Annotated in this window: 24 protein-coding genes; 14 read left to right on the forward strand and 10 right to left on the reverse strand. The window is 68.0% G+C overall.

Annotated features, from left to right (window positions below; genetic code table 11):
• Position 1: 1 nt before the first annotated feature.
• From hutI to H2037_RS01295, 3 genes are read right to left on the reverse strand one after another with little or no spacing between them, the layout of a single operon-like run.
• Positions 2-1,213, reverse strand: a complete 1,212-nt coding sequence (gene hutI, locus H2037_RS01285; RefSeq protein ID WP_292116636.1) for an imidazolonepropionase — start codon at positions 1,211-1,213, stop codon at positions 2-4.
• Complete coding sequence (gene hutC / locus H2037_RS01290) at positions 1,210-1,932, reverse strand: histidine utilization repressor (protein WP_292116638.1); 723 nt, start codon at positions 1,930-1,932, stop codon at positions 1,210-1,212. Before hutC ends, hutI begins: the two co-directional genes overlap by 4 nt.
• A complete protein-coding gene (locus tag H2037_RS01295; protein WP_292116641.1) occupies positions 1,929-3,305 on the reverse strand; it encodes a formimidoylglutamate deiminase in 1,377 nt (458 codons plus the stop codon). The genes hutC and H2037_RS01295 overlap by 4 nt, the downstream gene beginning before the upstream one ends.
• 74 nt (positions 3,306-3,379) lie before the next feature.
• Here H2037_RS01295 and hutG point away from each other — a divergent pair, with 74 nt between their 5' ends.
• Genes hutG through hutH form a run of 3 tightly spaced genes read left to right on the forward strand, consistent with a single transcriptional unit; the run spans position 3,380 to position 7,395 of the window.
• Positions 3,380-4,201 (forward strand): N-formylglutamate deformylase, encoded by an 822-nt coding sequence (hutG, locus tag H2037_RS01300; protein ID WP_292116644.1) that lies wholly within the window; start codon positions 3,380-3,382, stop codon positions 4,199-4,201.
• The gene (gene hutU / locus H2037_RS01305) at positions 4,198-5,862 is read left to right on the forward strand and encodes a urocanate hydratase (RefSeq protein WP_292116647.1); all 1,665 of its coding nucleotides are present in this window, start codon (positions 4,198-4,200) and stop codon (positions 5,860-5,862) included. The genes hutG and hutU overlap by 4 nt, the downstream gene beginning before the upstream one ends.
• Positions 5,863-5,865: 3 nt before the next feature.
• Entirely contained in the window at positions 5,866-7,395 is a 1,530-nt protein-coding gene (gene hutH, locus H2037_RS01310) for a histidine ammonia-lyase (protein ID WP_292116650.1), read from the forward strand.
• Positions 7,396-7,414: 19 nt separating this feature from the next.
• Here the strand turns inward: hutH and fni are convergent, their stop codons facing one another.
• Both fni and H2037_RS01320 read right to left on the reverse strand, forming a co-directional pair.
• The gene (fni, locus tag H2037_RS01315) at positions 7,415-8,446 is read right to left on the reverse strand and encodes a type 2 isopentenyl-diphosphate Delta-isomerase (protein WP_292116653.1); all 1,032 of its coding nucleotides are present in this window, start codon (positions 8,444-8,446) and stop codon (positions 7,415-7,417) included.
• Between the two features lie 40 nt (positions 8,447-8,486).
• Positions 8,487-10,313, reverse strand: a complete 1,827-nt coding sequence (locus H2037_RS01320; protein WP_292116657.1) for a PPC domain-containing protein — start codon at positions 10,311-10,313, stop codon at positions 8,487-8,489.
• Between the two features lie 93 nt (positions 10,314-10,406).
• Here H2037_RS01320 and H2037_RS01325 point away from each other — a divergent pair, with 93 nt between their 5' ends.
• The 5 genes from H2037_RS01325 (at position 10,407) to H2037_RS01345 (ending at position 14,395) form a co-directional block, all read left to right on the forward strand.
• Positions 10,407-11,330 (forward strand): bifunctional methylenetetrahydrofolate dehydrogenase/methenyltetrahydrofolate cyclohydrolase, encoded by a 924-nt coding sequence (locus H2037_RS01325; RefSeq protein ID WP_292116659.1) that lies wholly within the window; start codon positions 10,407-10,409, stop codon positions 11,328-11,330.
• Between the two features lie 61 nt (positions 11,331-11,391).
• Positions 11,392-12,069 (forward strand): LemA family protein, encoded by a 678-nt coding sequence (locus tag H2037_RS01330; protein ID WP_292116662.1) that lies wholly within the window; start codon positions 11,392-11,394, stop codon positions 12,067-12,069.
• Positions 12,066-12,899: a TPM domain-containing protein gene (locus tag H2037_RS01335; RefSeq protein WP_292116665.1), complete on the forward strand. Its 834-nt coding sequence runs from the start codon at positions 12,066-12,068 to the stop codon at positions 12,897-12,899. Before H2037_RS01330 ends, H2037_RS01335 begins: the two co-directional genes overlap by 4 nt.
• The gene (locus tag H2037_RS01340; protein ID WP_365832724.1) at positions 12,899-13,579 is read left to right on the forward strand and encodes a TPM domain-containing protein; all 681 of its coding nucleotides are present in this window, start codon (positions 12,899-12,901) and stop codon (positions 13,577-13,579) included. The genes H2037_RS01335 and H2037_RS01340 overlap by 1 nt, the downstream gene beginning before the upstream one ends.
• Before the next feature lie 75 nt (positions 13,580-13,654).
• A complete protein-coding gene (locus tag H2037_RS01345) occupies positions 13,655-14,395 on the forward strand; it encodes an endonuclease/exonuclease/phosphatase family protein (RefSeq protein WP_292116669.1) in 741 nt (246 codons plus the stop codon).
• On the opposite strand, the gene H2037_RS01350 is transcribed toward H2037_RS01345, so the two are convergent.
• Positions 14,392-15,870, reverse strand: a complete 1,479-nt coding sequence (locus H2037_RS01350; RefSeq protein ID WP_292116673.1) for a phospholipase D-like domain-containing protein — start codon at positions 15,868-15,870, stop codon at positions 14,392-14,394. The two genes, H2037_RS01345 and H2037_RS01350, sit on opposite strands and share 4 nt — an antisense overlap.
• A gap of 162 nt (positions 15,871-16,032) precedes the next feature.
• Between H2037_RS01350 and H2037_RS01355 the strand changes: the two genes are divergently transcribed.
• From H2037_RS01355 to H2037_RS01365, 3 genes are all read left to right on the forward strand, one after another.
• Complete coding sequence (locus H2037_RS01355; protein ID WP_292116676.1) at positions 16,033-16,212, forward strand: hypothetical protein; 180 nt, start codon at positions 16,033-16,035, stop codon at positions 16,210-16,212.
• A gap of 115 nt (positions 16,213-16,327) precedes the next feature.
• Positions 16,328-19,003, forward strand: coding sequence for a tipN (locus H2037_RS01360; RefSeq protein ID WP_292116678.1), 2,676 nt, complete (start codon positions 16,328-16,330; stop codon positions 19,001-19,003).
• 76 nt (positions 19,004-19,079) lie between these two features.
• Entirely contained in the window at positions 19,080-19,670 is a 591-nt protein-coding gene (locus H2037_RS01365; protein ID WP_292116681.1) for a hypothetical protein, read from the forward strand.
• Between the two features lie 12 nt (positions 19,671-19,682).
• Here the strand turns inward: H2037_RS01365 and H2037_RS01370 are convergent, their stop codons facing one another.
• Positions 19,683-20,831, reverse strand: a complete 1,149-nt coding sequence (locus H2037_RS01370; protein ID WP_365832730.1) for an MFS transporter — start codon at positions 20,829-20,831, stop codon at positions 19,683-19,685.
• A gap of 144 nt (positions 20,832-20,975) precedes the next feature.
• On the opposite strand from H2037_RS01370, the gene H2037_RS01375 reads away from it, so the two are divergent.
• Both H2037_RS01375 and pip read left to right on the forward strand, forming a co-directional pair.
• Positions 20,976-21,332: a DUF423 domain-containing protein gene (locus tag H2037_RS01375; protein WP_292116687.1), complete on the forward strand. Its 357-nt coding sequence runs from the start codon at positions 20,976-20,978 to the stop codon at positions 21,330-21,332.
• A gap of 47 nt (positions 21,333-21,379) precedes the next feature.
• Positions 21,380-22,354 (forward strand): prolyl aminopeptidase, encoded by a 975-nt coding sequence (gene pip / locus H2037_RS01380; RefSeq protein WP_292116691.1) that lies wholly within the window; start codon positions 21,380-21,382, stop codon positions 22,352-22,354.
• A 188-nt stretch (positions 22,355-22,542) separates the two neighbouring features.
• Here the strand turns inward: pip and H2037_RS01385 are convergent, their stop codons facing one another.
• Together H2037_RS01385 and H2037_RS01390 are read right to left on the reverse strand one after the other, a co-directional pair.
• The gene (locus tag H2037_RS01385; RefSeq protein WP_292116694.1) at positions 22,543-22,941 is read right to left on the reverse strand and encodes a DoxX family protein; all 399 of its coding nucleotides are present in this window, start codon (positions 22,939-22,941) and stop codon (positions 22,543-22,545) included.
• A 103-nt stretch (positions 22,942-23,044) separates the two neighbouring features.
• The gene (locus H2037_RS01390) at positions 23,045-23,743 is read right to left on the reverse strand and encodes a pirin family protein (protein ID WP_292116697.1); all 699 of its coding nucleotides are present in this window, start codon (positions 23,741-23,743) and stop codon (positions 23,045-23,047) included.
• Between the two features lie 119 nt (positions 23,744-23,862).
• On the opposite strand from H2037_RS01390, the gene H2037_RS01395 reads away from it, so the two are divergent.
• On the forward strand, positions 23,863-24,789 hold the full coding sequence (locus tag H2037_RS01395) for a LysR family transcriptional regulator (protein WP_292116700.1): 927 nt from the start codon (positions 23,863-23,865) through the stop codon (positions 24,787-24,789).
• 3 nt (positions 24,790-24,792) lie between these two features.
• On the opposite strand, the gene H2037_RS01400 is transcribed toward H2037_RS01395, so the two are convergent.
• Positions 24,793-25,098, reverse strand: coding sequence for a hemolysin (locus H2037_RS01400; RefSeq protein ID WP_292116703.1), 306 nt, complete (start codon positions 25,096-25,098; stop codon positions 24,793-24,795).
• Positions 25,099-25,101 lie beyond the last annotated feature (3 nt).

Below are 25,101 nucleotides of genomic sequence, written 5' to 3' on the forward strand. Positions count from 1 at the left end.
TCTAAGATCGTCGTCCGTCGATCCAGCGCGCGTGCAGCAGCGGCTTGCCCAGCCAGTAGGCCAGTTCGGCGGGCCGCGCGATGTCCCAGGCGGCAAGATCCGCCGCCTTGCCGACTTCCAGCGTCCCGCATCGATCCTGCAGACCCAGGGCCCGCGCCGCTTCGCGCGTCGCCCCGGCCAGCGCCTCCTCCGGGGTCAGGCGGAACTGGACGCAGGCCAGGTTCAGGGCGGCCGTCATGGAGGCGAGCGGCGAGGTGCCGGGATTGCAATCCGTCGCCACCGCCATCCGCACCCCGTGGGCGCGCAGTCGATCCACCGGCGGCGCCTGGGTTTCGCGCAGCATCAGAAAGGCGCCGGGCAGCAGGACCGCCACCACTCCGGCCTGCCCCATGGCCGCGACGCCGTCGTCGTCGGCATGTTCGATATGGTCGGCCGACAGGGCTCGATAACGCGCCGCCAGGGCCGCCCCGCCGCCGTTCGACAACTGGTCGGCGTGCAGCTTGACCGGCAGACCCAGCGACCGGGCCTTTTCGAACAGGCGCGACACCTCCGCCGTCGAGAAGGCGATGGGTTCGCAATAGGCGTCCACCGCATCGACCAGTCCCTCGGCATGGGCGGCCGGCAGGATTTCATCCACAGCCTTGTCCACATAGGTCTCGCGATCGGCGCGGTGCTCGGGCGGCACGGCGTGGAGGCCCAGATAGGAGGTGCGGACATGGACCCCGCCCTCGCGACCGATGCGGCGGGCGACACGCAACATCTTCAGTTCGCTGTCCAGGTCCAGTCCATAGCCGGACTTGATCTCGACGGTCGTGACCCCGGTCGCTTTCAGCCCCTCCAGTCGCGTCTTGGCCGAGGCGAACAGCGCCTCTTCCGACGCCGCCCGCGTCGCCTGGACCGACGAGACGATGCCGCCGCCGGCGCGGGCGATCTCTTCGTAGGTCGCACCCCCCAGCCGCTGATCGAACTCGCCCGATCGGTCGCCGCCGAAGACCAGATGGGTATGGCAGTCGATCAGGCCGGGCGTCAGCCAGCGGCCGTTCAGATATTCGGTCTCGACCGCTTCCACCTGCGGCAGTTCGGCGCGCGGTCCTATCCAGGCGATCCGCCCGTCGGCGATGACGACGGCGGCATCCTCGATCGCGCCATAGGCGGTCCCGCCCTCGACCATGGTGGCGGCGTGACAGTCGATCAGCAGTCGGTCGGCCTTCATCGCGGCTGGTCCTTCGTATGGGCGGACGAGAACAGGGCCACCAAATCATAACGGTCGCCGGGAAACACCTGGCGAACCCGCGTCACCCCCTGGCCGTCGCGCCAGGTTCTGCGTTCGACGCAAAGACAGGCGGCGCCCGGCTTCATCTTCAGCAACCTCGCGGAGCGAACATCAGCCTCGACGGCTCCGATCCTGTTTTCCGCCTGGGTCCAGGGTTCGTAGTCGAGAAGCCAGCTTCCAGGCGGAACGGACTGAAAATCCACAGTCTTGGCCTGAGGCGTCGCCGCCAGAGCGATCAATCTGTGTTCGAGCGCCAAAGGAATCGTGTCCGCGCTGTGCAGGCAAGTAAGCTCCAGCAACCGACCGCCACAGGCCAGTTCAGCCTCGGTGCCATCGGTTGGATCTCGTTCGACCCGTTCCAGCAGAACATAATCATAGACTTGTCCACGCTCCTGCACCTCGGCCCTCAGGTCAGGAATGGCCAGAAAGGCGGCGTGGGCCTTGGGCTGGGCGACGAAACTGCCCGCTCGCCGCCGACGCGTCACCAAGCCCCGACCCGCCAGTTCGGACAGGGCCTTGGACACCGTCATCCGCGAACAGCCGTAGCGGGCGGTCAGCTCGTGTTCGAACGGAATACGCTCGCCGGGCGCCAGCTCGCCCGACAGAATACGCCCCTCCAGTTCGGCGTAGATCCGGCGATGCAGCGGGTCGGCCCTCATCCCAGCACCGTCGCAAGGGCCTTGCGATAGCGAGCCTCGATGGCGTCCCGCGCCACATGCCGGCCGTCGCGCACCACCTCTTTTCCCGCGCGCCAGACCGAACCTATCGATCCCGTAGACGCGCCGAAGATCCAGCTGTCCAGGATCGCATCCCCCGACCGACCCGCGAAGGCGATCCGGCGCGTATCCAGCGACACGATATCGGCCGGCCCGCCGACGAATAGGCCGCTTAGCGCGCCGCTCGCCTGCTCCCCGCCGGACAAGGCGCGCACGAACAAGGCGCGGCCTGTGGAACGTCCCGGATCGGCCATCACCGCCCGCCCGCGCAAGGCCAGCCTCTGGCTGTACTCCAGCATCCGCAGTTCTTCGGCCACGCCGATCTGAACGTTGGAGTCCGTGCCCACGCCGAACCGCCCGCCCGCCCGCGCGAACGCCGCCGCCGGAAAGACGCCGTCGCCCAGGTTGGCCTCGGTGATCGGACACAGGCCGACGACCGCACCGCGCGCGACCACGCCCCGCCATTCGGTCTCGGTCACATGGGTCGCGTGGATCAGGCACCAGCGCGGATCGACCGGGGCGTTGGCCAGCAGCCATTCGATCGGACGTGCGCCGGACCAGGCCAGGCAGTCGTCGACCTCCTTGGTCTGTTCGGCGACATGGATGTGGATCGGCCCGCCACCGGCCATGTCGGGCAGGCGCGCCAGCTCGTCCGCGCTGACGGCCCGCAGACTGTGCGGCGCGACGCCAACGACCGCGTCAGGCATGTCCGCGCTCAGGCTTCGGCACCGCCCGACCAGGTCGGCGAAACCGTCCAGATCATTGATGAACCGCCTCTGGCCATGGGCCGGCGGCTGACCGCCAAACCCGGCATGGGCGTAAAAGACCGGCAGCAGGGTCAGGGCGACGCCCGTGGCCTGTGCCGCAGTCACGATCCGCGCGGCGATCTCGCCCCTGTCCGCATAGGCGGCGCCAGTCGGGTCGTTGTGCAGATAGTGGAACTCGGTGACGCGGGTGAAACCGCCCTCCAGCATTTCGGCGAAGGCCAGGGCGGTGATGGCCTCGATCTCTTCCGGTCCGCCCCGGTCCAGGAAGCGATACATCAGTTCGCGCCAGGTCCAGAAGTCGTCGTCAGAAGGCCCCCGAGCCTCGGTCAGACCGGCCATCGCGCGTTGGAAGGCATGGCTGTGGACATTGGCCACGCCTGGCAGGGCCACGCCGCCACCCTCGTCCGTGGGGCCGCGGGCGACCCCCGTTTCGACGTTCACGATCCTGCCGCCCATTACGCCGATGCGGACATCCCGCGCCCAGCCCTCCGGCAGCAAGGCCGCCTCGAACCAGAGGGTGCGATCCACAGGCTGCGGCTCAAGGCTCACTGGACAGGTCCGTCTCGTTGCGATCAATATGTCTAGACATACCACGACAGATCCATTTGGCGAGGGAGGTTGAGATGTCGCGCGACTGGCTGACCATCCACGAAGGTTCGGCGCCGCTGGTGATCGGCCTGCCGCATACCGGGACCGATATCCCCGACGCCGTCGAGGCGCGGATGACCTCGCCCTGGCTGGCGCGCAAGGACGCCGACTGGTGGGTGGACCGGCTATATGATTTCGCCGTCGAGATGGGCGCCACGACCGTGCGCACCGCCATGTCGCGCAGCCTGATCGACGTGAACCGCGATCCGTCCGGCGCCTCCCTCTATCCCGGCATGACGACCACGGGCCTGTGTCCGACCGAGACCTTCGACGGCGAGCCCCTGTATCGTCCGGGACAGGAACCCGACGAAGCCGAGATCGCCGAACGGCGCGCGACCTGGTTCGATCCCTATCACGCAGCCCTTCAGGCCCAGATCGAACGGTTGCGGATCGACGGCCCGGTCGTCCTCTATGACGCCCATTCGATCCGGTCGGTCGTGCCGCGCCTGTTCGACGGCGAACTGCCCCAGTTCAATATCGGCGACAACGACGGCGCGACCTGCGCGCCCGAACTGACCCAGGCCGTCGAGGCCGCCTGCGCCGTCAGCGGCTCCAGCCTGGTCGTCAACGGCCGGTTCAAGGGCGGCTGGACCACCCGCCGCTATGGCCGGCCCGAGAACGGGGTCCACGCCATCCAGATGGAGTTGGCGGACCGGGGCTATATCCTCGATCCCGCCGGACCCGTGTCGCCCGACAACTGGCCCAGCCCCTACGAACCGGCCCGGGCCGAAGAGATGCGCCAGCATCTGCGCCGCGTCCTGACCGCCTGCATCGCCTTCGCCGAGACAGCCCGATGAACACCCCGAACACCCGTATCGTCCGCAGCCCGCGCGGGCCGGACAAGACCGCCAAGACCTGGGTCGCCGAGGCGGCCATGCGGATGCTGATGAACAACCTCGATCCCGAGGTGGCCGAACGCCCGCAGGATCTCGTGGTCTATGGCGGCATCGGCAAGGCGGCGCGCGACTGGGCCGCCTTCGACAAGATCGTCGAGACCCTGCAGGCCCTCGAGGCGGACGAGACCCTGCTTGTCCAGTCCGGCAAGCCGGTCGGCGTCTTCCGCACCCATGCGGACGCGCCCCGCGTCCTGATCGCCAATTCCAATCTGGTGCCCAAATGGGCGACCTGGGACCATTTCTCAGAACTCGACCGCAAGGGATTGATGATGTATGGACAAATGACCGCAGGGTCATGGATCTACATCGGCACCCAGGGCATCGTCCAAGGCACCTACGAGACCTTCATGGAGGCGGGGCGCCAGCACCACGGCGGCGACTGGTCGGGCAAATGGATACTGACCGCGGGCCTGGGCGGCATGGGCGGGGCCCAGACCCTGGCCGCGACCATGGCGGGGGCCTCCTGTCTGGCGATCGAATGCCAGCGCAGCCGGATCGAGATGCGGCTCAAGACTCGCTATCTCGACGTCATGGCCGAAACCCTGGACGAGGCCCTGGCCTTGATCGAGGAAGCCGGACGGACAGAAAGGCCTATTTCAATCGGCCTGTTAGGCAATGCGGCGGACGTCCTGCCTGAAATGATCCGGCGCGGCGTGCGGCCCGATCTGGTCACTGACCAGACCAGCGCCCACGACCTGGTCAACGGCTATCTGCCCTCGGGCTGGACCGTCGCGGAGTGGGAGAACAAGCGGGTCAGCGACCCCGGCGCGGTCGCCGTCGCCGCGCGGACCTCGATCGTCGCCCATGTGAAGGCCATGCTCGACTTCCAGTCGGCGGGGATTCCCGTCGTCGACTATGGCAACAACATCCGTCAGGTCGCCTTCGACGAGGGGGTGACGAACGCCTTCGACTTCCCCGGTTTCGTGCCTGCCTATATCCGTCCGCTGTTCTGCCGGGGCATCGGGCCGTTCCGCTGGGCCGCCCTGACCGGCGATCCCGAGGACATCCGCAAGACCGACGCGGCGATGAAGCGGCTGTTTCCCGACAATCCCGGCTTGCACCGCTGGCTCGACATGGCGGGCGAACGTATTGCATTCCAGGGGCTTCCAGCCCGTATCTGCTGGATCGGTTTGGGCGACCGCCACCGTGCGGGCCTTATGTTCAACGACATGGTGGCGTCGGGCGAACTGTCCGGTCCCATCGTCATCGGCCGCGACCACCTCGACTCCGGCTCGGTCGCCAGCCCCAACCGCGAGACCGAGGCCATGATGGACGGATCGGACGCCGTGTCCGACTGGCCCCTGTTGAACGCCCTTCTGAACACAGCCTCTGGCGCCAGTTGGGTGTCGCTGCACCACGGCGGCGGCGTCGGCATGGGCTATTCCCAGCATTCGGGCGTGGTCATCGTCGCCGACGGCACGGCCGAGGCCGCGACGCGTCTGGAGCGGGTGCTGTGGAACGACCCCGCGACCGGCGTCATGCGCCACGCCGACGCTGGCTACGAGATCGCCCGCGCCGCCGCGCGCGAGCACGGTCTGAACCTTCCCAGCCTCAAGGCCTGATTGATGACCACCCTGACCATCGGCGAACAGCCTCTGACCCTGGCCCAACTTCGCGCCGTACTGGACGGCCCGACGACTGTCTCGATCACGCCCGCCGCCTGGGCCGATGTCGACAGGGGCGCGGCTGTGATCGCCGCCATCGTGGCCGAGGGCCGCACCGTTTACGGGGTCAACACCGGTTTCGGCCTCCTGGCCAACACCTCCATCGCGCCCGGCGATCTGGAGACCCTGCAGCGCAATCTGGTGCTCAGCCACGCCTGTGGCGTCGGCCCCCTGCTGCCGGACGCCGTGACCCGCCTGATGATGGTGCTGAAGATCGCCTCCCTGTCGCGCGGCGCCTCGGGCGTCCGGCGCGAGACGCTGGAGGCCCTGATCGCCCTGGTCAACGCCGATGTCCTGCCTTGTATCCCGTCCAAGGGGTCGGTCGGCGCCTCGGGCGACCTGGCGCCCCTCGCCCATATGAGTTGCGTCCTGATCGGCGTCGGCGAAGCGCGTCTGGACGGTCGGACCTTGGAGGCCGAGGCGGCGCTGGCCCAGGTCGGCCTGACGCCCCTGACCCTGGGTCCCAAGGAAGGTCTGGCCCTGCTGAACGGCACCCAGTGCTCGACCGCCCTGGCCCTCGCCGGCCTTTTCGCGGCGGAGGCCGTCTTCGCCGCCGGGATCGCGGCCGGCGCCCTTTCGGTCGACGCCCTGAAGGGATCGGACGCGCCGTTCGACCCGCGCATCCACGCCCTGCGCGGCCAGCCCGGTCAGATCGCCGTGGCGGCGCGGCTGCGTGAACTGATGGCGGGGTCCGCCATCCGCGACAGCCACCGTGACGACTGCGCCAAGGTGCAGGACCCCTATTCCCTGCGCTGCCAGCCTCAGGTCATGGGCGCCGTGCTGGATGTTCTGAACACCGCCGCCGCCACGCTGGAGCGCGAGGCCAACGCCGTGACGGACAATCCGCTGGTCTTCATCGAGGACGGCGACGTCGTCTCGGGCGGCAACTTCCATGCGGAACCCGTTGCTTTCGCAGCCGATCAGATCGCCATGGCTCTGTGCGAAATCGGCAATATCTCCGAGCGTCGCACCTCGATTCTGGTCGATCCCAAGATGAGCGAACTGCCCGCCTTCCTGGTCAAGGAAAGCGGTCTCAACTCCGGCTTCATGATCGCCCAGGTCACGGCGGCGGCCCTGGTCGCCGAAAACCGGATGGTGGCCCATCCGTGCAGCGTCGACACCGTACCGACCAGCGCCAATCAGGAAGACCACGTCTCCATGGCCACCCATGGCGCGCGCCGCCTGCTCGACATGGCCGAGAACACGGCCGCCGTGGTCGGGATAGAACTTCTGGCGGCGGCCCAGGGACTGGAATTCCACCGCCCGCTGACCAGCTCCCCGGCGCTGGAACAGGTCTTCACCCTCGTTCGCGAAGCTGCGGCGCCCTATGCCAGCGACCACTATTTCGCGCCCGACATCGCCCGGGCGACGGACGGCGTCCGGGCTGGACGCTATCGGGTCTTCGCGGACGGTCTGCTGCCGTCCGCCTGATCTGCTCAGCCGGAGGCCCTCAGTCGAACGGTTGAAGCGGCGCGCGACGAAGCGCCGCCAGGTTTCCGGAATTCGTACAGAAGCAGGTCGTTCTCAGTTGCCGGATAAGGCCCTGGAAATGGGCCACAACCGCCTCCGTGGACAGGGTCGCCGCCTGAAGGGCCCCGGCAGCCTGGCCGACGATATCGGCCCCCAGGCGAATGGCGCGGGCGACGTCCAGCCCGTCACGGATCCCGCCTGACCCGATCACCACGGCATCCGGGCAGGCGCGCCGGACATCGACGATGGCGCGCGGGGTCGGTATCCCCCAGTCCGCGAAGGCCAGGGCGTGCGCCTTGTCGGCCGGATCGGCGGCGCGTTCGCCTTCGATCAAGGCCCAGTTGGAGCCGCCGGCGCCCGCGACGTCCACGGCCGCCGCCCCCATGTCGATCAGACGTCGCGCCGTCCGGCCCGACAGACCGGCGCCGGTCTCCTTGACCACCACGGGAACCTCGATCTTGCGGATCAGCGCCTCCAGCGCCGCCCCGACGCCCCACCAGTCGCGGTCGCCCTCGGGCTGGCAGGCTTCCTGAAGCGGGTTCAGATGGACGATCAGGGCGTCCGCCCCGATCATCTCGATCACCCGGCGCGCCTCGTCCAGACCAAAGCCGCGCGTCAGCTGGGCCGCGCCGATGTTCGACAGGATGGGCGTGTCCGGCGCCCGGCGACGCAAACTCAGATCAAGCCCGGCTGCGGCGGAGTCCTGAAGGGCTGTGCGTTGCGATCCCACGGCCAGGGCGATGCCCAGATGCTGGGCGGCCTCCGCCAGACGCGCATTGACCGCCTCGGCGCGCGCCGGTCCGCCCGTCATCGAACTGATCAGCAGGGGCGCTTTCAGCCGTCGTCCCAGGAAGTCGGCGCCCAGGTCGATCTTGTCATGATCGAGGTCCGGCAGGGCCTCATGCACGAAGCGGATCGAGTCGAAACCGGCGTCACGCGCGTGACGCCCGCGCCCGGACAGCACCACGTCCAGGTGCTGGTCCTTGCGGTCGGTCGGAGGGGCGTCGCTCATCCGGCCCGCCTAAGGCCGGATCGTGGCTCCGGTGGGGCGATCAGGGCTGGCGTTCGACGGTCAGGGCGTAGGCGCCTGTCTCGTTGGGACCATAGGCGCGGGCGCGCACCACGTACCAGCCGTCGTCCGGCGCGGTCCAGTCCAGCTTGGCGTGGGTGTCCGACAGGCTGTCGTCGTCGCTGGCGAGACTGTCGAAGTCCTCGCCGTCCTCGCCCAGGTCGATGAAGGCGTCGAAGGCGTTGGACACCAGGGTGATCCGCAGCTTCTCGTCCTTCTTGGCCTGGAACCTATAGGCGTCGAAATAGGCCCCCTCGTCGGTCATGGCGTCGGTCACGCCCAACGTCCCGCGCGCTGTGGCGCCGACCAGGATACTGCCCGGCTTGGGCTCCGGGCCGCGTTCGATCAGTTCCAGCGCGTAAAGCCCCTTCTCCTCCGCCGACAGCGGCGAGGCGCGCAGGATGTAGTCGCCCGAGGCCGGCAGGGTGAAGTTCAGGCGCGAGTCCGTGCCTTCCGCCAGGCCGTCGTCATCGCTGGCCAAGGCTTCGTATTCGCCGTCGGCGGATCCGACCTCCAGATAGGCGTCGAAATCGCCCGAGCGAAGAATGGCCTGGATGCGCTGACCCTCCACGCCGGTGAAGACATAGGCGTCATAATATTTGCCGTCGTCGGCCTGGGGATCCTCGGTCGTGATCTCGCCCTCGACCGTCTGGCCAAAGGTCGCGACGATCGGCGGCGGCGGCGGAGCGACTTCGGTCAGTTTCAGAACGAACCGCCCCTCGCCGTCGCCGCTAAGGGCGCGGGCTTCGATGACATAGTCGCCGGCTGCTTCGAGCGTCTGGGCGATCCGCGAGTCGGTGCCCGAGCCGGCGCCGTCGTCGTCCTGGGCCAAGACGCTGTTGTCCGACGCCCTGCGCAGGGTCAGATAGGTGTCGAAGTCCTTCGACGACAGTTCCACCGCCACACGCTGTCCGGCCTCGGCGGTGAACCGATAGAATTCAGCACGCTGGCCGTCGTCATTGATCCCGGTGTCGTCGCCCAATGCGCCGGTAAGGCTGTCGCCGATGACGATGGGCTTGGCCGGCGGCGCGGGCGGAGCCTCGGCGAGACCGAGGGTATAGCGCCCTTCCCCGTCCTCCAGCGCCGTGGCCCGGATCACATACTCTCCAGCCTCAGGGACCGTGAACACAAGACGGGAGTTCAAGCCATCATCGGGACCGTCGTCATTCTGGGCCAGTTCGACGAAGTCGGGGCCGTTCATCCGGCCTATCCGCACCAAGGGGTCGAAGGCCTCGGACTCAAGGGTGACGACCACCCTCTGACCGGCGGCGGCGCGGAAACCATAGGCGTCGTAGTGACCGCCGTCCTCCTGCTCCGGGTCGCGGTCGGTCAGTTCACCGGTCAGTTCCGAACCCAGGCGGATGGCGGACGGACGCGGCGCGCGCGGCGGCGCCGGTCGTTCGCTTAAGGACAAGCTGTAGTCTCCACCGTCCTGCCCTGACAGGGTGCGGGCGCGCAGGATATAGGTTCCTCTGGTTTCGGGCGTGAACTGCAGGCGGGCGTCCGTGCCTTCACCCAGACCGTCATCGTCCTCCGCCAGCGGATCGTCCGACCCCACGGCATAGAGCGCCAGATAGGCGTCGAAGTCGCTGGAGCGCAGAACGGCTTCCAGCCTCTGGCCCGCCCGCGCCTCGAACCGGTAGTCGTCATAGCGATAATCCTCGTCTCCCGTCGCCGCGGCGTCGCCGTCCGTCAGGGCCCCGTTCACCGAAGCGCCGATCCTCAGGGCTTGCGCGTCCTGAGCCAGGACCGGCGAGGCCGCCCACAGCAGAGCGACGGCGCTGGCGGCGGCGAGGAACGAGGTTTTCATGGAGGATCTCCGGGAGTCTGCAGCGGATCATAGACGCCGAACCGCGACGGCTGTAAATCGCGCCATCCCCATTTCCCCGCCCCGGAGTCCTCCATGTCAGCCGAGCCCCCACGCGCGACCCCGATCGACGGCAAGGCCTTTTCGGTCGCCCTGGTGGACCGCGTCGCCGCCGCGGCCGCGCGTCTGGAGGCCAGCCAGGGCGTGAAGCCGGGCCTGGCCGTGGTCATCGTCGGCGAGGACCCGGCCAGCCAGATCTATGTCCGCAACAAGGGCGAGACGACGCTGCGGGCGGGCATGCGATCCGACACCCATCGTCTGGCCGAGACGACCTCCCAGGACGAACTGCTGGCCATGATCGCCCAGTTGAACGACGACCCCGGCATTCACGGCATCCTGGTGCAATTGCCCCTGCCGAAACACATCGATTCGTCGGTGGTGCTGGACGCCATCGATCCGGACAAGGACGTCGACGGCTTCCATGTCGTCAACGCCGGACGGCTGGCCGTCGGCCTGCCAGGCCTGGTCCCCTGCACGCCCCTGGGTAGTCTGATGCTGCTGAAGGATCAGTTGGGCGATCTGACGGGACTGAACGCAGTCATCGTCGGTCGGTCCAATATCGTCGGCAAGCCCATGGCCCAACTTCTGCTGGGCGAGAGCTGCACGGTCACCATCGCCCATTCGAAGACCCGCGACCTTCCCGCCCTGTGCCGCACCGCCGACATCCTGGTCGCCGCCGTCGGTCGGCCCGAGATGATCAAGGGCGACTGGATCAAGCCGGGCGCCACCGTGATCGACGTCGGCATCAACCGCGTCCCCTCGGCCGATCCCGTCAAGGCTGCCGAGGGCAAGACCCGTGTCGTCGGCGATGTGGCATTCAAGGAGGCCGTCGAGGTCGCCGGTCGGATCACGCCTGTGCCGGGCGGGGTCGGCCCCATGACCATCGCCTGCCTGCTGGCCAACACCTATTCGGCGGCCTGTCGGTCGATCGGAATCGAACCGGAGCCATTGGATGCTTGAAGCGTTGCCGTCCTGAGACGATAGTCGTCGCAACGGCGCAATCGCCGACAGGGGAAAATCCATGGCTCGCTTCAACGCTCGCGCTCTGGCTCTGACCGCCGCCCTCGCCATCACCCCGGCCGTGGCCGGATGCGGCTACAATACCATCCCGACCAAACAGGAACGGGCCGAAGCCGCCTGGGCCGATGTGCAGAGCCAGTATCAGCGCCGCGCCGACCTGATCCCGAATCTGGTCGCCACGGTGCAGGGGGCGGCGATCCAGGAGCGCACGACCCTGACGGACGTGATCAACGCCCGCGCCCGCGCCACTTCGGTCAATGTCTCGGCCGACGATCTGGATAACCCGCAGGCCTTCCAACAGTATCAGGAGGCTCAGGGTCAGCTGTCCGGCGCCCTGTCGCGCCTGCTGGTCACGGTCGAGGCCTATCCGCAGCTTCAGGCCAATCAGAACTTCCTCACCCTCCAGTCGCAACTGGAAGGCACAGAAAACCGGATCACCATCGCCCGCCGCGACTATAACGAAGCCGTGCGCGACTATAACACCACCCTGCGCACCTTCCCGAACGTGATCTGGGCCAAGACGGTGCATGGCGGCTCGCAGCCGATGCAGTTGTTCACCGCCACCGCCGAGGCCCAGAGCGCGCCCCAGGTGAACTTCAACCTGAACGGCGCCCCCGCCGCCGCGCCGGGCGGAAACGCCGCAGCCGTGGCGCCGGGCTCGACCCCGCCCGCCCAGTGACCCTCCTCCCCGCTCGGACGCGGCGTCCGTCGGGCGTCTTCGCAATCGTCATCGGGCTGATGGCCGTGGCGCTGCTCGTCCTGCCGGCGGCGGCGCAGTCGAAGCTGGACTTTCCGGCCTTGACCGGCCGGGTGGTGGATCAGGCCGATCTGCTCGACCCGGCGACCGAACAGGCGCTGACGGCCAAGCTGGCGGCGCTCGAGGCGACATCCAGCGATCAGCTGGTGGTGGTCACCGTCTCCAGCCTGCAGGATCAGGAGATCGAGGACTATGGCTATCAGCTGGGTCGCGCCTGGGGCATCGGCCAGAAGGAAGGCGACAACGGCGTCCTGCTGATCGTCGCCCCGACCGAACGCAAGGTGCGGATCGAGGTCGGCTATGGGCTGGAGCCGATCCTTACCGACGCCTTCTCGTCCCAGGTCATCCGCAACGACATCCTGCCGGCGTTCCGTGAAGGCGACTATCAGGCCGGGGTCGTCCGAGGCGTGGACGCCCTGATCACCCAGCTGGAGCTCGATCCGGCGGAAGCCCAGGCACGCGCCGCGGCCGCCGCGACCGAACAGGAGGACGCTGGCGCCGCGCCGATCCTGCCGATCATCATCATCGGCGTCATCTTCTTCATCCTGTTCATGACGGCGGTCGGGTCGGCGGGGCGGGGCCGGCGCCATCGTCGCGACGGCGTAACCCCGATCCTGATCTGGGCCGCGTCGGAGGCCCTGCGCAACTCCAGCCGAGGCGGCGGCTTCAAGGGCGGCGGCGGATTTGGAGGGGGCGGTTTCGGTGGCGGCGGCGGCGGTTTCGGCGGCGGCGGAGCATCGGGGGGATGGTGATGCGGTTCACCGACGAAGATCGGGCGCGGGTCGCCCAGGCCATCGCGACGGCCGAGCGCCAGACCTCGGGCGAAATCTTCTGCGTCCTGTCGCGCGGCGTCTCCTCCTATGTCGATGTCAGCCTGGCCTGGGCGGCGGCGGCGGCTCTTCTTCTGCCTGCGGCGCTGATCCCGCTGGGCCTGGACCTTGCCTGGATTGGCGGCGACGGCTGGGAGGCCGCCCACGCCTCGGCCCAGGCGGTGGGCGTCGGTCAGGCGCTCGGACTCTACGCCCTGCTTCAGGCGGGGCTTTTCGTCGGCGTGTTTCTGTTGACCCGAATTCCGCCCATCCTGCGCTGGGCGACGCCGCGAGGTCTGCGCCGGGCCAGGGTCCGCAAGGCCGCGTTGCAACAGTTTCTGGCGCATGGCGTCCATGTCACCCGCGAACGGACGGGCGTGCTGATCTTCGCCGCCCTGGCCGAGCATCAGGTCGAACTGATCGCCGACGAATCCATTCACGCGCAGGTGGAGGAAGCGGTCTGGGCCGACGCGGTTGCGGCCCTGACGCGGGGCTTGAAGTCGGGACGGCCGGTCGCCGGCTTCGAAGCCGCGATCGAACACTGCGGCCGCGTCCTGGCGGCGCACTTCCCGCCCCGATCCGACAACCCCAATGAACTGCCGGATCATCTGATCCTGCTGTGACCGTCGCAAGGGGGTCGCAATCGACGCCCAAAAGGCCTAGCCCTCCGCTCACGTCCGTCCCTGCTTCGGGAAGCCATGCCCCGCCTACTGACCTATAACGTCCATCGCTGCGTCGGCACGGACAAGCGACTGGATGTGGATCGCATCGTGGCCGTGATCGGCGAGCACGAGCCGGACATCGTCTGCCTGCAGGAACTGGACGTCGGTCGGGCCCGCACCGGCAAGGTCGATCAGGCCGAAGCCATTGCGGAAGGCCTGTCGATGACATCCCGCTTTCACCCCGCCATGCGGGTGGAGGCCGAACTGTACGGCGACGCCATCCTGACCCCGCACCCCGAAAAACTGATCCGCGCCGACGCCCTGCCGACCGTGCGGGGCATACCGGGCCTGGAGCCGCGCGGCGCCATCTGGTCAGAGGTCCAGATCGACGGCGTCGCCGTCAATGTGCTGAACACCCACCTGGGCCTGGTGCCGCGCGAACAGCGGCTTCAGGCGGCGGCCCTGGCCGGGACCGGCTGGCTGGGCGGCTGCAGCGGACCCACGTTGCTGGCCGGCGACTTCAACGCCACCTCGATCACCCGTCCCTATCAGACCCTGGCGCGCAAGCTGGACGACTGCCAACGACGGCTGAAGCTGAAGCCGTCGGTAAAGACCTTCCCCTCGGCCTTTCCGGCGATCCGGATCGACCATTGTTTCGTCAGCCCTGAGGTTCGCGTCACCGCAGTCAGGTCGGTCTTCTCGCCCCTGGCGCGCGTAGCCTCGGACCACCTGCCCCTGATCATCGATTTCGATCTGGTTCAGCCGAGCGCCGTCTAACCCGGCGCCTGCCCACCCTCCGAGGCGGGTCGCGTGCGGTGCGATCGGTTCAGCCGCTTCCACGGCCGCCAGGCGTCTGACGAGGAGGTGGGGTCTCCCAATTGCAACTCGGCGAACAGGCGTTGGATTCGCGTCGGCGGTTCGGACCCCAGGGGTTTCAGCCGATCGCTGTCGAAGCTGCAGATCGCGGCGCCCGTCGATCCCAGAACGGCCTCGATCGCCGCGAACTCCTCGGCGGCGACCCCGATCCAGTGGCCGATGGTGCGATGGCGGTGATTGACGATCACCGCCCGGCCAGCGTCGTCGGTCGGCTCAGCAGCGATGTCGCATTCGGTGTCCAGCCCCATGGACCGGTTGTTCAGGTTCGAGGAGCCGATCCTCAGCAGCCTGTCGTCAATGATGGACACCTTGGCGTGGACAATGACCCGGTCGCCTTCCTTCGTCAGCGGGGCGAAGGCGAAGAAGCGATTGTATTTGTCCGCCTGCTCCAACCGATAAAGGACCTCGGCGCGGGCCGTGTCCATGGTCATGCTGTCGAACCAACTGGGGCTCTGGCCCGTGGAGACCACCACGACCTCCGGCCCGTCGACCTCAGCCAGGCGCGCCGCCAGAGCCGCCGCTATGACAGGCGAGGTGAAATACTGGTTCTCGAAATAGATTAGCTTTTTCGCTCGCCTGATCGCTTCCAGATGCAGGGCCTCGTTCTCGCGCACCTCGTGGCGACCACCCCATTTCGGCTCTGTTCGGGCGATCCCCACGGGAACATCGGTCATCTGCACCGGCGTTCCGTCCGGCCAGGGATCGCTTGCGACCTCGTCCGGCACTGTCCGTTCCCAGGTCGCCTTGAACCAGCGCTCGCGCGCCAGATCCCCCAGCGCGCGCGCCGCAGGCCCGTCCATCACGCACATTACCTCGTGCCGCGCCTTGCAGATGGCGCCGCTGGGCAGGGCCCGACGCGGATCGCCGTCCAGGTGTTCGTCGGAATCCCACCGGTCGGTCGATATGTCGCCGCCGCCGCAGAAGGCGACCCGATCATCGATTACAATGACCTTCTGATGGTGGCAGGCGCCGATCGGTCCCGGGGAATCCATGCGGAACTCGACCATCCGCTTGCGGAACCAGCGCTGCGCCCTGTGGGGATAGAAGCCCTGTGACGCCGCGATCAGCAGCGGCGATTTCCAGATCAGCAGACGTATGTCGAGGTCCGGCTTTCGCTTCACCAGCATGCGCAACTGGTGGCCGATCTCGTGCTGGCGGTCGCCCGGCCGGGTCTCAGGGTCCAGGTGGGTGCGGGGATCGAACTGCCAGCCCAGAATGACGATCGACCGTTCGGCCTTGTGCAGGGCCGAGGACAGGGCGTCGAAATAGGCCTCGTTTTCCATCAGGATCGAGAAACGGTGCGCGATTTCGCTGCGCCAGACACCCGCGCCGGGGGTCAGCAGACTGCCGTCATAGCTGTCGCCGTCTTGGGTCATTCAGCCTGCCTGCCCGATTCGCATGACACCGCGATGGGGAGCCCTCGTCCACCTCCGTTCCATGCGCGCCACGCCCGGTCAATCTTTAGACTTCGGGATTGTGACGTTCGCCAAACAGGCGCATAAAGTGCGCGGCCATGGGGGCTGTGGGAGACGCTGTCGATGCAGGCGCTGGTCGAATTGATCGCTGGCTTCATCGCATTGCTGGCCGCCGCCGTTCTGTCTCAGTTCGGCGTCGACATACATTCTCCGCCCACCCCCGAACGCGAAGTCCACCGCGTGACCGATTGCAGCCCGGAAAAGGCCGCGCCCCTCGCCGCCGAAACCAAGCGCGACTGCTGATCGCGAACAGTCCACGCCTGTCGGGCCTGTACGACTTGGACCTTGGGTTTCAACCCGCTAGGGTCGAATCGGCGCGTTCTCGCGCGCCGCGCGCATGAATCGAGCTCGACGCCTGATGAAATCCCGTAACCGGCCGCCGCTTAAGTTGACGAACGACGAGGCCGTCCCGCCCGCTGAGACGCCTGACGAGACCACGCCCGAAGTCGAAGCCGAGACGCCGGCCGAGGCAGAGGCGGACGCCCGGAGTTTCGGCGAAACGGAGGTTAAGGCCGAGCCTCAGACCGAACTCGAACCCCTGCCCGCGCCGCCGCCGGAACGGCCGATATCGGAACGCCGCCGTCGCAGGCTGGCTGAAGAGGCGCGTCAGGCCGAGCAGCGCGCCGCCGCGCCGCCGCCGCCGAGACCTCGGCCCGTCGCGCCGCCTCCGGAGGTCGTCGAGCCTGTGGAGGCCGTCGCGCCCGATGTGACCGCGGAACCGACACCCGAATCCTCGGCCTCGGTCGAAATGGCCGTCGCCGCGGGCCAGCCTCCGGCGGCGTTCGAAGCCGTCTGGCCGCCGATGCTGCGTTCCACCGTCTCCGCGCGCGCCTCGGCCGCGGCCGGGGGGCGGACCGCCTATCTGATCGCCGCCCTGGCCTCGACCCTGTGGATCGGCGGCGTCGCCTCCTGGGCCGCCTATGAGCTGGGTTCCGGCGGCGCGGAACTGGATCCGCTTCGCCTTGCGATCTACGGCTTGATCGCCCTGGCGCCGGCGGGTCTGGCCGTGATGCTGGCCCACGCCGTGCGACAAGGCGCCGGCCTGGCCTTTGAGACGAGACGCGCCCGCGATCTCGCGGAGGCCCTGGTCGCCCCCACGGCCCTGGCCGCCCAACAGACCGGCGAGGTTCTGAATTCCCTGCGCGCCGACATCGATCACGCCGCCCTGGCGACCGAACGCGCCCGCAACGACATGGCCCTGTTGCGTCAGGCCCTGACGGAAGAAACCAATCGTCTGAACGAGGCGGCCGAGAACGCCGGCCGCACCGCCCGCCGTCTGACTGAAAATCTCGCCCGCGAACGCGACCAGATGCAGACCCTCGGCGTGCATCTGGACAGCCAGGCGATCGGCGTCATCGACGCGGTCGAACGCCAGTCCCGCATGGTGGCCGACGCCTCGGATCTGGCCCAGGCCCAGCTCCGCGAAGCCGAGGCCGCGCTCGCGGCCCGCGCCGCCGATCTCGCCGCCGCTGCGGGCGAGGCCCAGGACGCCGCCCGCGTCGCCGCCGACGACCTGGCCCGCCAGACCATTCGTCTGGAAAACGCCGGGTCCGGCGTCGCCGAACAGATCCAGTCGGTCGAGGAAGGCCTCAGCCAGCAGCGTGCCGCCCTGGTCACCGCCGCCTACGCCCTGCGCACGGATCAGGAAGACTTTTCCGCCCAGGTCGAAAGCCAGCGCGCCCAGTTCCTCGAAAACCTGTCGGCGACCCGCACCGCTCACGACGACATGGGGCGGACGTCCCAGGCCTCGATCGAGAGCCTGCGCGAAATCCTCGAGGCGGCCGGCGATCAGTTCCGCGCCCTGGTCGACATGTCCCAACGCGAAGCCGACGGTTTCGACGCCGCCACCAAGGTTTCGCTGGACCGGTTCGAGGCCCTGGCCGCCGACGCCCGCGACACCCTGATGGAGGAAACCCGCCGCGCCCTGGAGCAGATGCGCGCCACGGCCGAGGATTCCCGCGCCGCCGCCGCCGACGCCGCCGAACAGGCGCGTCTGCGCGCCGACCGACTGGGCGAGGCCCTGTTCGAGGCCGCACAGAAAGCCGATCAGGCGGCGGACGCGCGGATCGACGACGCTCGCCGCATCGTGGGCGAGACCTCGGGACTGGTGGACCAGGCCGGCGACCGGATGGTTCAGCGGCTGGAAAGCCTGGTCGATCGTCTGAACTCCGCCTTGTCCGAGATCGACACCGCCGTCATGGACATCGACGAACGCGCGGCCCGCCTGCCGGACGAGGCCCGAACCCGCGTCGAGGCCGTCCGCGCCAGCGTCGAGGAAGGCCTGGCCTCGCTCGCCGCCGCGTCCCGCAAGGCCGCCGAGGACACCGAGGCCCTGGACGTCGGCTTCCAGGAACGGGTGCGCCGCAACTACGACATGCTGACCGAGGCCGTGCGCCTGATGGGGGTCGTGTCCGGAGACGCGCCCGCCGGCCGTCGTCGCGACCCTGCTCCGGAACCGGAACGTCCCCGATCGTCGCGCGGCGCGACCGCCGACGAGCCGCAGGACAAGGGCGTGGACAGGAGTTTCGGTCTGAGAGGCCGGCTCCGTCTGGCGCCGACCGAGCCCCCGCGCGCCGCCTCCGCCGCCGACACCGGCCTGGACTGGAACGATCTGGTGTCGGACGCCCAGGACGAACAGCCGCTGGACCTGGATCGGCCGGCGACCGACGAGGCCGACACCGCCGCCCTGTCGGATCGGGTCGCCGCCGCCATCCGCCGCATGGGGGTCGATCCCAATGCGCTTCTGCCCCGATCCCGCGTCGAGGAGGCCGCCCGCCTGCTCGGCAACGGCGACCCGGACGGTGCTCGCCGCATCGTTCGTCGCGTGGCCCCGGCTGCGGTTCGCAGCGTCTCGCGCCGGGTGCTAAGCGATCCCGAACTCCGCGCCGACGCCGAACGCTATGTAGTCGTTTTCGGACAGGACCTGGCCGCCTATGCACGGGCCGGCGACGCCCTGGCCGTTCAGAATCGTCTCGCCTCCGACGGCGGTCGCGCCTTCATGCTCCTCGATGCGGCGGTTGGCGATCTCGGTTGAGGCTTGACGGCGACCCCAAGTTCGAGCCACCTGCGTCGGTCACGAAAACGTCACGTGCTGGGTGGGGTGGGCCTGAATGACGAGCGAGACCGAGGCCTCACAGCGCCCGGACCTACGTCCCGGCATCGCCATCTGCATGTACGACGCGGATCCCGCATGGGATATGGTCGAGAACCTTTCGGGCGACGTCTGGAGCCCGGCCGGCGCACGCACGGTGCCCGTATCCGCAACGGATCCGGACCTTCTGGTCGAGATATTGGGCGACTATCTCAGGAACGGCGACTGTCGCGCCGTGCTGCTGGTGGGACGCACGCAAAAGTGCGACGGATTCCGCCTGCAGATGAGAGCCGAGAACCGCGCCCTAGACCGCAAGGATCGTCTGTCGCTGACAGGCCCGGGGATCGCCCGGACGACCGCCCCGGTCGCCGATATACTCCGCGCCCTCGCGGAAGCGGGCATCGCCGCCAAAGCCTCGTCCGAAGCGGAAGACGATGTCGGCTCGTATCTGCTCTATCGAATCCTCGTCGATCTCGTCGACGGACCGCACACGCCGGCGGTGGGACTGTTGCGTGTTCCGGCGCCCGCCGACGAAAACACGGTGAAAAAGGGCGTCAAGGCCGCGGCCTCCGTCATGGCGGGCCAAATGGCCTTGCTGCCCAGGGTCTGATCCAGAGAGAGCCTAGGCCAAAGCCCGGCCCGCACCCAGCATCGGCCTCAAGGCCAGATTGGCGATCAGCCCGAGGCCGGCCAGCCCCGCCATGGCCAGATAGCCGCCGGCGCCGAAGGCGTCGTACAACGGCCCGCTCGCCAGCGTCGCGCCGCCGATCAACACTCCCGACGACAGGGTCGAGCTCAAGGTCTGGGCGGCCGTCTGGCTTTCGCGCGGCGCGAGCCGCTCGATCAGTTCGATCCCGGCCAGATAGTTGGCGGCGAAACTCAAGGCGTGGAGGGCCTGCAGCGGCCACAGGACCCACAGCGGCGGTGTCGCGGCCATCAGCCCCCAGCGCAGCACCGCCGCCGCCGCTGCGATCATCAGAATGGGCCACGGCCCTATCCCCCGACGTCGCCGCCAGGGATCGAAGACCCACATCAGGCCGATTTCCACCACCACGGCGAAAGCCCACAACATCCCCGTCAGATGCGGCTCTATTCCCTGTTCCCGCCACAGGATGGCGGAAAAGCCGTAATAGAAGGCATGGGCCGCCTGAACCGTGCCGATGGCCAGGAGAGCCGCCATCAGGACCGGATCCCTCAGCAGCCGCCCCATCCCCTGAAATCGCGCCCAGCCGGCCAGGGGCGGACCCTCGTGGACCGGCTCGCCGGGCAGCACGCGCCAGGCCACGAATGCTATGCAGATGCAGGCCAGGGTCACGCCGACGATGACCGCCTCCGCCCCCGCAGCCCGCAGAATGAAGCCCATGCCGATGTTTGCGCCGACGAAGGCCGCGGAGCCGAAGCCGCGCGGAACGGCGAAGGTGAACCCTTCCCTCCGCGCCAGTCTCAGGGTCAGAACATCGGTCAGGGGAATGATCGCGGCCGCGCCGGTCGCGGCGATGAACCAGCAGATCGCCCAGGCGAAAAATCCTTCCACCAGGCCGGCCGTCCCGTAAGCCAGGGCGGCCAGGGCGGCGAGAAGCGCGATCGGCGTCCGCCGATACCGGAAGCCGTCGGCCCAGATGGCGATGGCCGGCCCTGTGATCAGCCGTCCCAGCATGGGAGCGGCCAGCAGAACGCCGATTTCGGCCCCGCTGAGCCCCTGGGCCTTCATCCAGAGACCAGCGTAGGGCAGGCTCACGCCCGTTCCGGCGAACATCAGGGCGTAGTGCAACCCTGTCCGCGATTTCGAGCCGAATCCCATGCGCCGCCATAGCAGACTTCCGGGATGCTCGACCTTGCATTTGACCGCAGATTTACACCTCTCCTCGGCCGGAAGCGCTTTTCCGCATCGCGCGTCTAGGGTTAGGCTGTCTCAATGACAGCGAGTCGCAACCTGATCCTTTTCGCCGCGCTGAACGGCGCCCTGGCCATCGCCCTCGGCGCCTTCGCGGCCCACGGCGCGGGGCCTCAGGTCAAGACATTGCTTTCGACCGGCGCCCATTATCAGCTGGCTCACGCCGTCTTCGCCCTCGCCTGCGCCCTCTGGACCGGCGGCGGCGGGCTGGCGCGCTTCGCCGGCTGGCTGGCGGCGGCGGGCGGCCTGGTCTTCAGTCTCGCTCTGGCTCTGGTCGCCCTTCTCGGCCTTTCCGTCATGGGCGCCGTGGCCCCCATAGGCGGACTGCTTATGATCGCCGGTTGGCTTTGCCTGGGCTTTGCGGCATTGCGTTTGTGATTTTGTTCAGTACGGCCAGCCTAGGCCTTGTAGAAAGACCTTGAAGCATGGCCTTCCCCGCGCCCGTCGAGCCGCGTCGCGAACTGTATCCTGAAATCGAGCCGTTCGCCTCCGGCTGGATGACGACCGACGACATCCACGAGATCTACTACGAGGAAAGCGGCAATCCTCAGGGCCGCCCCGTTCTGGTCCTGCACGGCGGCCCCGGCGGCGCGGTGAATCCCGGGATGCGTCGCTATTTCGATCCGGCCCAATACCGCATCATCATGTTCGACCAGCGCGGCTGCGGCAAATCCCGGCCCAATGCGTCGCTGGAGAACAACACCACCTGGACCCTGATCGAGGACATCGAACGGCTGCGTGAACGCTGCGGCGTCGACAAATGGGTCGTGTTCGGCGGCTCCTGGGGCTCGACCCTGTCGATGGCCTACGCCGTCACCCATCCGGAGCGGGTTCTGGCCCTGGTCCTGCGCGGTATCTTCCTGCTGACGAAGAAGGAGCTGCACTGGTTCTACCAGGACGGCGCCTCGATGATCTTCCCCGACGCCTGGGAACGGTTCGTGGCGCCGATACCTGAGGCCGAGCGCGGTGATCTGATGGGGGCCTATTACAAGCGTCTGATCGGCGACAATGTCGCCGAACGCGAAGCCTGCGCCGTGGCCTGGTCCAGCTGGGAAGGCGAGACGGTCAGCGTCGAAGGCCCCAACGCCAAGCCGGACAAGTTCGCCGAACCGGAGTTCGCCCTCGCCTTCGCGCGGATCGAGAACTGGTTCTTCACCAACGCCGGCTTCTTCCCCGAGGACGGCTGGCTGCTGAAGAATGTCGATCGGATGCGTCACATCCCCTGCTGGATCGCCCAGGGTCGTTTCGACGTGGTGACGCCGATCGCAAGCGCCTGGGCCCTGCATCGCGCCTGGCCGGAAGCCCGGCTGGATATCGTCGGGGACGCCGGCCACGCCTCCTCGGAACCGGGCATCATCGACAGCCTGGTCCGCGCCACCGACTGGGCGGCCGGGCTCTGATCGGCCAGCGAGCCTCAAGCGGTGGCCGGCCCTCCTAATTTTGAAACTTCTTCCAGGTCTTTCAAAGACCTGGAAATAAATTCGACCGCCAACCCGCACCAGGTTCACGCTAACCTATGATGCGGGTTGGTCTTTAACATCGTCGGAAGTTGGACTCGTTAGACTGTTTTTCGAGTCCGACGCGCCGTCTAACGTTTTCCGGCCAGCCTGCCGTCCACGCTCCACGCGCCGGGACCGGCCGCGAGCAGGTACAGGAAGATGAAGCAGAACAGGATGGCCGCGTCCCCGCCGTTCACCGCCGGATAGGGGCTGGATGGGGCGTGAAACATCCAGTAGGCGACCGCCATCTCGCCGGCCAGGATGAAGGCGACAGGCCGGGTGAAGGCGCCGAGCACCAGCAACGCACCCCCGACCAGCTCGATGATCGCGCCGATCCCGAACAGGGACATGATCTCGACCTGTCCCGGCTGCGCGCCTTCCGGGAAGCCGAACAGTTTCACTACGCCGTGCGCCAGGAACAGCACGCCGGCGACGATACGCAGCGTCGCGCGGAAATGCGGCGACGAGGCTTCAAGTTTGTCGAACATCTGATGGTCTCCTCCCCATGACGGGGCTGCCCGCGTCAGGCGGGTCGTCCGACCGAACTCTGTTCGGCCGGACAGATTGATCCGATAATTTGGGTCTCGTCTACTAGGCCGCGTCCACCAGGACGATCTCGGCGTCCGAGAGCGCCTTGACGGTGACGACGTCTTCCTGGGCGATGGCGGCGCCGTCGCGGGCGTTCAGTCGAACGCCGTTGACCTCGACCTCTCCCTTGGCGGGCACCAGATAGGCCCGGCGGGTCGACCCCAGCGCATATTCGGCGCTTTCGCCGGCGTTCAGCGTCGCCGCCACGATCCGCGCATCGGTGCGGATCGGCAAGGCGTCCTCATCACCGTCGAAGCCCGAGGCCAGGACCACGAACTGGCCCGAACGCTCGCCCTTGGGGAAGGGCTTGGAGCCCCAGCTGGGCGCCTCGCCGCGCTTGGTCGGCTCGATCCAGATCTGGAAGATCCGGGTCAGGTCCGGCTCGGCGTTGTATTCGGCATGGCGGATGCCGGTGCCCGCGCTCATCACCTGGACGTCGCCGGCCACGGTGCGGCCCTTGTTGCCCAGGCTGTCTTCGTGGGTGATGGCCCCGTCGCGGACATAGGTGATGATTTCCATGTCCGAGTGCGGATGCGGTGGGAAGCCGGTACCGGCGGCGATCTCGTCGTCGTTCCAGACCCGCAGATTGCCCCAGCTCATCCGCTTGGGATCATAATAGTTGGCGAAGGAGAAGTGATGCTTGGCGTTCAACCAACCGTGGTTGTCCCCGCCCAGCGATTCGAACGGTCTGCGCTCGATCATCGGTCTATCCTCTAGCCGGGCCGTCCCGGCGTCATTTGCTTGACGCCAAGATAGAGATCGGCGACCGAACAGAAATAGAAACACCTGAAACTCATCGTTTCCAGACTGCAGAGATCGCCATGACGCGTTTGCCCGACCTCGAGGCCATGGCCATCTTCGCCAAGGTCGCGGAGAACCAGTCCTTTTCCGCCGCCGCCGATGGGCTCGGCCTGTCGAAGGCGACCGTGTCCAAGGCCGTGACCCGGCTGGAACAGCAGTTGAAGACCACCCTGCTCCACCGAACCTCGCGCCGGTTCGCCCTGACCGACGCCGGCCGCACCCTGGCGGCCCGCGCAGGCCAGATGCTAGCCGAGGCCGAAGGGGCGGTGTCCGAAGCCCTGGACATGTCGGTGACGCCGCGCGGTCTGGTGCGGCTGGCCGCCCCCATGTCCTTCGGCATGGCCTATGTGGCCCCCGCCCTGCCCGAGTTCCTGGCGCGGCACCCCGACGTGTCGATCGACCTGCACCTGTCGGACGAGGTCATCGATCTGGTGGGGGGCGGGTTCGACTGCGCCCTACGCATCGCCGCCCTGCCCGACTCCTCCCTGACCGCGCGTCGCCTGCGCACGGTCGAACGGTTCCTGGTCGCCTCGCCCGACTACCTGGCCCAGCGAGGCCGTCCCACCCACCCGGACGACCTGGAGCGACACGCCTGCCTCAGCTACGCCTATATGCCGACGCCCGACGCCTGGCGGTTCGTCAACGATGCAGGCGAGGAGGTGGTGGTGCGGCCGCGCGGACCCCTGCGCGCCAACAACTCCGACGCCCTGACTGCTTCGCTGTGCGCCGGCCTGGGCGTCTTTCCCCAGCCGGACTTCATCTACTGGAAGGACGTCGCCGAGGGGAAGCTGGAGACGGTGATGACCGACTGGCGCCTGCCGCCCATCGCCCTGCATCTGGTCGCGCCCAACAGCGGACCGCGCCCCGCGCGGGTCACGGCCCTGATGGACTATCTGGCGAAACGGTTCAGCCAGCCGTTATGGCCCGGCGACACGGTCGGACGTTGAGCCTCAGCCGCACTTGACCTGCTGGATCACGCCGGTCGCCTCGTCATAGACGAAGTTCACCCGGTTCTCGCGATAGTCCATCGTCGCGGCGCAGGTGGTGCACAAGACGCGGAAGCTCTGTCCCTCCGGCGCGGTCGGGATAGTCGAGCGGTTGCGGCCGACATAGCTCTGGTAATCCTCGACCTTGCAGGCCTTGAAGGCGGCGTCGCCGCCCGGCATCGGGCCCGTGCCGGGCGTCTCCGTCGGGGCGCAGGCCGACAGCGCCAGGCCGGCGGCCATCAGGGACGTCAGGATGAATGCGGTCTTCATGGT

This window comes from Brevundimonas sp., assembly GCF_013912065.1.
Lineage (GTDB): Bacteria > Pseudomonadota > Alphaproteobacteria > Caulobacterales > Caulobacteraceae > Brevundimonas.

Excerpts from the sequence above, each read along its gene's own strand:
- hutI (WP_292116636.1), bottom strand. The coding sequence starts at position 1,213 with ATGAAGGCCGACCGACTGCTGATCGACTGTCACGCCGCCACCATGGTC.
- hutC (WP_292116638.1), bottom strand. The coding sequence starts at position 1,932 with ATGAGGGCCGACCCGCTGCATCGCCGGATCTACGCCGAACTGGAGGGG.
- hutG (WP_292116644.1), top strand. The coding sequence starts at position 3,380 with ATGTCGCGCGACTGGCTGACCATCCACGAAGGTTCGGCGCCGCTGGTG.
- hutU (WP_292116647.1), top strand. The coding sequence starts at position 4,198 with ATGAACACCCCGAACACCCGTATCGTCCGCAGCCCGCGCGGGCCGGAC.
- hutH (WP_292116650.1), top strand. The coding sequence starts at position 5,866 with ATGACCACCCTGACCATCGGCGAACAGCCTCTGACCCTGGCCCAACTT.
- fni (WP_292116653.1), bottom strand. The coding sequence starts at position 8,446 with ATGAGCGACGCCCCTCCGACCGACCGCAAGGACCAGCACCTGGACGTG.
- H2037_RS01320 (WP_292116657.1), bottom strand. The coding sequence starts at position 10,313 with ATGAAAACCTCGTTCCTCGCCGCCGCCAGCGCCGTCGCTCTGCTGTGG.
- H2037_RS01325 (WP_292116659.1), top strand. The coding sequence starts at position 10,407 with ATGTCAGCCGAGCCCCCACGCGCGACCCCGATCGACGGCAAGGCCTTT.
- H2037_RS01330 (WP_292116662.1), top strand. The coding sequence starts at position 11,392 with ATGGCTCGCTTCAACGCTCGCGCTCTGGCTCTGACCGCCGCCCTCGCC.
- H2037_RS01340 (WP_365832724.1), top strand. The coding sequence starts at position 12,899 with ATGCGGTTCACCGACGAAGATCGGGCGCGGGTCGCCCAGGCCATCGCG.
- H2037_RS01345 (WP_292116669.1), top strand. The coding sequence starts at position 13,655 with ATGCCCCGCCTACTGACCTATAACGTCCATCGCTGCGTCGGCACGGAC.
- H2037_RS01350 (WP_292116673.1), bottom strand. The coding sequence starts at position 15,870 with ATGACCCAAGACGGCGACAGCTATGACGGCAGTCTGCTGACCCCCGGC.
- H2037_RS01355 (WP_292116676.1), top strand. The coding sequence starts at position 16,033 with ATGCAGGCGCTGGTCGAATTGATCGCTGGCTTCATCGCATTGCTGGCC.
- H2037_RS01360 (WP_292116678.1), top strand. The coding sequence starts at position 16,328 with ATGAAATCCCGTAACCGGCCGCCGCTTAAGTTGACGAACGACGAGGCC.
- H2037_RS01365 (WP_292116681.1), top strand. The coding sequence starts at position 19,080 with ATGACGAGCGAGACCGAGGCCTCACAGCGCCCGGACCTACGTCCCGGC.
- H2037_RS01375 (WP_292116687.1), top strand. The coding sequence starts at position 20,976 with ATGACAGCGAGTCGCAACCTGATCCTTTTCGCCGCGCTGAACGGCGCC.
- pip (WP_292116691.1), top strand. The coding sequence starts at position 21,380 with ATGGCCTTCCCCGCGCCCGTCGAGCCGCGTCGCGAACTGTATCCTGAA.
- H2037_RS01385 (WP_292116694.1), bottom strand. The coding sequence starts at position 22,941 with ATGTTCGACAAACTTGAAGCCTCGTCGCCGCATTTCCGCGCGACGCTG.
- H2037_RS01390 (WP_292116697.1), bottom strand. The coding sequence starts at position 23,743 with ATGATCGAGCGCAGACCGTTCGAATCGCTGGGCGGGGACAACCACGGT.
- H2037_RS01395 (WP_292116700.1), top strand. The coding sequence starts at position 23,863 with ATGACGCGTTTGCCCGACCTCGAGGCCATGGCCATCTTCGCCAAGGTC.
- H2037_RS01400 (WP_292116703.1), bottom strand. The coding sequence starts at position 25,098 with ATGAAGACCGCATTCATCCTGACGTCCCTGATGGCCGCCGGCCTGGCG.